We start from the raw sequence: 5841 nt of genomic DNA on the forward strand, positions 1-5841 counted from the left end.
GGCCGGCACGCCGTAGCTCCATTAATGCAATCAACAGCAGGGCGATCAGCTCACATCGCATTAAGCCTGCGGGAATATCGGACGATGCCTGGTGAACAAGGTGCTTCCTAACTCTGAACCATGTTAACGCTAGCGCCGTATAGACCATTAACCTCCAGGCCAGCATCGCTCCGTAATGTGCCTTCTGCCATTCACTGAAACGCTCCAGATCACCGAACACCATGTTGACGAAAGTCAAAAACACCACGACCAGCAGCACCGTCAGTAATGTCAGTGATAGAAAAGCCAAAACCGCTTTCGCTGTTTTTTTAAGTCGTCCAGGCTTTAAAACGGTGGATGTCATGGTGAGTTTCCTTTCGCAGGATTTTGCAACTGGTCAAGACGATCAGGCGTCGGGTCGCCTTGGAAGATGCCTTTTGAACCGTCTCTCCTGATTTGAGCCCGTTGCAGAATGGCTGTCGGAGAGTTGCTGGCCAGATTGCGCCGCATGTCCAGTTCGGTCTTCAGGTTGTCAATTTCCTGTTGCAGGTTGTTGTTCTGCTGACTGACCGCCTGCTGGGCCACATCATTGGCGGCGATGTTCGGTTCCTTGCTCCCGGTAAACAGGGTGCGTTGAAGCAGCAACGCTTTACCCAGCACATCTGATAAAGCGAGCTCTGAAGCAAGGCGTTTGGCCAATATGTCCTGGTCGTGTTCGGAACGAAGGGCCTCGACCACGCCACGCGTCACAGGCAGAGAGCTACTGCTGGCTTGCGACAGGTTCTCCTGCGTGAGGGACTTGTTGCCTGAAATGAGCTCCTGCAGCGCCTTGAGTTTTGAGTCGTAGGACTCTTGAATGAGGGGCGTGAGCCCAACGCCAGCAGTGGAGGTGGTTTTGGTGCAACCCTCACACGTGCGCTGTTGCTGCTCTCCCAGAACACGGTTGGCGAATGTGGTTGCATCCTGCGGCGAAGGCCAGGTAGAGCACACCATGCCGTTGTTGCAGCTCGATGGGCTGATAGAAGCTGTATCAGCGGCATTACGTCCGTTCAGCAGGTTGTATCCTGCCCGAGTGACATCGCCTACGACCTTGATCGGTTGCTGGCCCGATCCGCCGGCCTTGCTCCCACCCACCCAGGTGATACCGTCATTCCCACCTTGCTTTTCGACCTGAGCAACGGCCGAGACCGCGTCTGTGTTTCCGGTTTTCACTGCCTGACTCATGGCCTGGCCTTCGGCGATCTTGTCCCAGCCCATTTGTCCGCCCGCGACATCGAGCATCTTGTCCGCTATGGCGCGGCACGTGCCTTTGGAGCGGTCGAAATCAAGACGGCCTTGCAGGATGCCGTTGGTGAGCAGGTTGTAAAGCGCTGGATTGGCGCGCTGGATAATCAGCCCTGGCAATGAGGCCACTGCGCTGGTGGCGTTGGAGATCATCGAGCCCATGATCGTCTGAAAGCCGGAAGTGGCACCGTTCAACTGATTCTCCAGTGTATTGTTCAGGCTCATGTTTCCGCAGACCAGGTTGCTGTTCCAGCCACCGCCAATGCTGATGCTGTCCATGTTCCCGGCGCTTCCCATGGTCACGGCGTTGCCGCCACCGACGCTGTACAACACATCGTCACCGATGACGCTGCCGGACGAGCTGGCACTGATCCCTGGCGTCTCGGCAAGGGCGCTGTTTACCGTCAGGGCGCTCATGATTGCGATAGTCAACATGGCGGCGGCGCGGCGCATGATTGAAGTCCTCTTGATCATCATTGAAAGTCCGTACTGCCAAGAAAGGTTTGACCTGCCCGCTTGCAGCAGGAGTAGGGTCGCCATAGCGCCCAGGCGTACGCGCCATCGGTCGCCTGCACACGGGGCTGCGAGTTCGGGAATACCGCACAGCTTTGACTGAGGGTCGGCTTGAGCTCTTGCCATTTGCCAGTGGTGGCATCGGTCTCGATCAATTCCCCGGCAGGCCAGTAGCCTGGCTGAGGCTTTGCCAGAAGGGGTTGATAGACGTGAACCTGACCGCGGCGAGTGACCACGTCACCTGCACGCTGCGCCATCACGGCCGCTGCCTTGTAATCGTCGGCTTGATGGATAAAGCCGCTCCGGGGGTAGACGCTTCCCCACATGTCTCCAGACAAAAGGCCACCCACTTCTCTGCGGCCAGGGATGAGCGCCTCCGGGTACACCGATTCAGGAACGCCGTGGCGCCAGGCAACCGTATCCAGTGTGCTCAAAAGGTAAGGCATGTATGGAGTAGCAGCACCTGGGCAGGCGTAGCCAGAAGCACTCGCAAACCGGCTGAACGTCGCTCCCCCGGNCGCGGCGAGTGACCACGTCACCAGCGCGCTGCGCCATCAAGGCCGCTGCCTTGTAATCGTCGGCTTGATGGATAAAACCACTGCGGGGATAAAGGCTTCCCCACATGTCCCCCGAGGTGAGACCGCCCACTTCTCGCCGACCGGGAATCAGGGCTTCGGGATAGGCTGATTCTGGAACGCCGTAACGCCAGGCGACGGTGTCCAGCGTGCTCAGCAGGTAAGGCATGTAGGGGGTCGCAGCACCCTGGCAGGCATACCCTGAAGCGCTGGCAAACTTACTGAACGTAGCGCCCCCGGGGTGGCCAATGACGTCAGCGTTTTTGAATTTGGCCAGGTTGTCTTCGTTGTTGTGATTGGTGGTTCCGTCGCCGCCATCCTGGGCGAATGAGGTGGGTGAACTCAGTGAAGAGACTTCGACCCAAGGGTTTTCGCCAGTGTTCGAGTAGCTCGATACAACCGCGTCGGGAACATAATGTCGAACCTTGGTCGACGTCTTGACCTTGCAGCCAAACGGCGTGCAGAGCAGCCAGTAGCATATGCCGACCACCTTGTACTCCAGGCAGTCAGGCGACAGGGTTGAGGCGGCGAGGGTGGCCGATGTCAGGGTGCCCGCAGCGGCTGGCCAGGTTGAGATCGACAGGGCCAAGGCCGTCCAAGCAGGAGGCTTATGTAGGTTCATTGCGGTGCCTCCGCTTGGCCTGATGCGTTTTGGTGTTTGGCGGCTGCGCGCCATTGGGCAATGCGGTATTCAGCCGCTATAGCGTCGGATTCGCCATAAACGACAAACTTGCGGTCGAGCACCACCGCAGGCACCTTCGTTACCCCCATGCTCCAGGCGTCTACGAGGTTTTGCTGAGCTAAGGCCAGGTCGCGTTGCAAGCGCTGCACATCGCTGCTCTTGAGGCGTTGCTGCATGATGGCGATGGCTTGTTGCTGATTCGCCGGCAGTCCTTCAGAGAGCTTGGTCTCAAGCCGTTCTGATTCGTCCAAGAGAATCAGCCGGACATGTGCAGGTGCCTGAACTGGGTGGTTCCGGTCAGTAATGATTAACGTCTCCGCGTTCGCGAGGGGGACCTGTGCGGCCGCAATCAAGATCAGGAAGGCCACGCGGTTCTTGCAACTGAAGCTATAGGGTCTGGAGGGGGGCATGAGGCAGTACCTGCAGGTGGTGTCAGGTACAGAAAACGCGATTAATCAACTGTCGTCAGTAGGAAACCGTTATCGGGACGGTTGGGGTTTGGTGTCGTCTGCTCGGATCGTGCGCCCGCTATCGAGCAGCAGGCGACGTAGTATTTTCGGTAAGCAGTATTGCAAGCGGACCTGTAAGCTTTCCGCCGAGCTTTTGAGGTAGCGTCATAGGTCCCGTTTTCTCCGCAATCGCTGTGCTCACGATTTCCGATTACGGTAAAGTTACTCGTCCATTGTGTGTCTGGAGTTTCGATGTCGCAGTTCAAAGAGCCAGGGTTGATCCCAGGCGAGGTCACGTCTCACGCGTTTCCCCAGAATCGACGCCACGTTGGCATCACGCCGAGAGGGGACCTTTTTCGGCGGATTACCTTGTATAGGAATTATTGAAATTCCTATACAAGGACCCGTTTTTAGACGCCGATGTGGCGTGAAAAAAGCGTTTAACCAGCCTCAACGCCACGTTGGTATCACGCCGAGGGGGGCCTTTTTCGGCGGATTACCCTGTATAGGAATTATTGAAATTCCTATACATACACCTATGATTGACTATCAGAGATGGCTGTTTCCAACGCTAATCGGATCTTTGTAGCACGCGATGTCTCGATCGACGCGCTGTAACCGTAATCACCACGATTAACGCGGAAGGCCTGAACTCGTTCCCTCAGCGATTCATTTATCTGCTGACGCCCGCTTGTGCTGACATCTTTTTCAGCACTTCCTGGTTGGGAACTTTCCACCTCTTCCACCACGCTACTGCTATGTGTGTGCTTGAAGAAAATGGGAGGCAGCATTTTTTCTCCGAGCACAAGTTCGACACCAGCATCTTCCAAGAGCACGTTTGGAGACGCCGCGCTCTGCCTGTATGGATCGATTGTCCCGTATTCGGCCATGTTGTCATGCCACCGGTCAAACAGTGAGGCGCGCTGGTGGGCATGCAAAGCGAAGTGCAAATCGAATATTACGCAATCTGCGGCAGACTTCTGCGCCCCCACCTCCATGAAGGCGAATTTGGCCCTTTCATCAAGGTAAGTAAAAGCTTGGCGCCGTAGCTGGGTGTGGCCGACTGCAAAGGTAAGCACCTTGGCCGGTTCAAGAATAATTACGCTTGTTTCACCATTAGGTCTCAGTCGAACATCTGCTGCCACGTGATGTTCACCATCACGTTCAAGCCGCAAAATGGCGCGTTGGGAAACTGGACTGGTTTGTCCACGCAGAGATTGCAAAAAATCGAGCGGAGAGTCAAAGTGCTGTAGATTTAATCCAGGATAACGACGGTTGTAAGTTGAGACCATCGCTGGCAAATTCTTAATATCAAGCTTCAGAAGCGCCTCGTCTGGCTGCTTGTTTGTAGCCAACATTTTCAGCGTACGTGCACCATACGTCACCAAATTTGAGTTGACTCCTTCTTCACGTGCCCCTGTCAAACTATCGGCCAAGAGCTCGGCCTTCCCTAAGGCCCGATCCGGCAGGTTACTGCTAGAAAGATTGATCTCCGGGGTTGCTGAAGGCGTATACGCCCCTGATTTGCTAACAATACAGCCCATAATTTCACCACTTTAGTAATTTGACTACAGAGAGGCCTCGGGTCCTTTGAAACCGTTATTGAGTGACGTCTGCGTCTTTCTCCATGGGGACGTCAGTCAGTGGTTTTCACCAAAAAAAGGTTCCATGAAAAAACGTGGTGCCACCCATTACCGGGGGCACTGCGGCAGTGGCAGCGTCAGAGGGGCTGACGGTGGATCGGGAAAGATCGTCGTCAGGCTGGCCGCGAGCGTCGAGATGCCCAGTTGGGGTCGCCTCAGAAAACGGATTTTAAAGTACGTTAAGCTGATTTCAGTCGTCGTAAATCTGCACAGATTGCGAATGAAGTTTCTCGCCAAAGCATCGGGTTGTTGCGCAGGCTTGCGTCCAGGTATTGATCTTCAACCTACTGTACGTAACGTGGGCGACAAGCAGGCTGCCGAACTCAAGTTGAGTAAGTCAGTCCGGCATCCAGTGATGCGGCAGCAGTTGTCCTATTTCACTCGCTCGCATCCGATGAAAACCAAGTGAGCCATAGCTACGGACCTGCATCCAAAGCAAGCGCGCTTGCAAAGCTTGTTCAAAGGCAGGATTCATTTATCTATCCTTCGTGCTGGCCAGCCAGTCGATTGCGGAAAGCAGCGCGTCACCGTCAGGTGCTCCCTGCAGCTTGATCGATCGTCCAGAGACTTTATCCTTGATGACCAACGTCGGTGTGGCAGTGATGCCGTCCTGGCTGGCCTTGTGAGCCTGGCTAACAACAGTCTGTCGGACAGCCGGGTTACTCGAAGCGCAGTTATCAATAGAGTGCTGTCGATCCTCAAACCCCGGGATCTGC

General features: G+C 55.6%; 6 protein-coding genes and 2 pseudogenes. 1 reads left to right on the top strand and 7 read right to left on the bottom strand.

Features of this window, described 5'->3' with window-relative positions; genetic code table 11:
- The 6 genes and pseudogenes from ABJ99_RS00055 to hopZ4 all read right to left on the bottom strand — a co-directional run.
- On the bottom strand, positions 1-343 hold a 343-nt coding region (locus tag ABJ99_RS00055), incomplete at its 3' end, for a hypothetical protein (protein WP_054084085.1).
- Positions 340-1740, bottom strand: coding sequence for an integrating conjugative element protein (locus ABJ99_RS00060; RefSeq protein ID WP_412032769.1), 1401 nt, complete (start codon positions 1738-1740; stop codon positions 340-342). The genes ABJ99_RS00055 and ABJ99_RS00060, both read right to left, overlap by 4 nt.
- A pseudogene (locus ABJ99_RS30015) lies at positions 1737-2291 on the bottom strand (TIGR03756 family integrating conjugative element protein); the annotation flags it as partial. The pseudogene ABJ99_RS30015 and the gene ABJ99_RS00060, both read right to left, overlap by 4 nt.
- A pseudogene (locus ABJ99_RS00070) lies at positions 2269-2973 on the bottom strand (TIGR03756 family integrating conjugative element protein); the annotation flags it as partial. The pseudogenes ABJ99_RS00070 and ABJ99_RS30015, both read right to left, overlap by 23 nt.
- Positions 2970-3443 (bottom strand): TIGR03757 family integrating conjugative element protein, encoded by a 474-nt coding sequence (locus tag ABJ99_RS00075; RefSeq protein ID WP_019335115.1) that lies wholly within the window; start codon positions 3441-3443, stop codon positions 2970-2972. The gene ABJ99_RS00075 and the pseudogene ABJ99_RS00070, both read right to left, overlap by 4 nt.
- Before the next feature lie 575 nt (positions 3444-4018).
- Complete coding sequence (hopZ4, locus tag ABJ99_RS00080; protein ID WP_005622498.1) at positions 4019-5026, bottom strand: type III secretion system YopJ family effector HopZ4; 1008 nt, start codon at positions 5024-5026, stop codon at positions 4019-4021.
- 124 nt (positions 5027-5150) lie between these two features.
- Between hopZ4 and ABJ99_RS27990 the strand changes: the two genes are divergently transcribed.
- Positions 5151-5534 (top strand): hypothetical protein, encoded by a 384-nt coding sequence (locus ABJ99_RS27990; protein WP_060410090.1) that lies wholly within the window; start codon positions 5151-5153, stop codon positions 5532-5534.
- 66 nt (positions 5535-5600) lie between these two features.
- Here ABJ99_RS27990 and ABJ99_RS28910 read toward each other — a convergent pair.
- Positions 5601-5841 (bottom strand): DsbA family protein (locus tag ABJ99_RS28910; RefSeq protein ID WP_412032770.1); only part of this gene is annotated, 241 nt, incomplete at its 5' end.

It is taken from the genome of Pseudomonas syringae pv. cilantro, from assembly GCF_001293775.1.
Taxonomy (GTDB): Bacteria; Pseudomonadota; Gammaproteobacteria; order Pseudomonadales; family Pseudomonadaceae; genus Aquipseudomonas; species Aquipseudomonas syringae_P.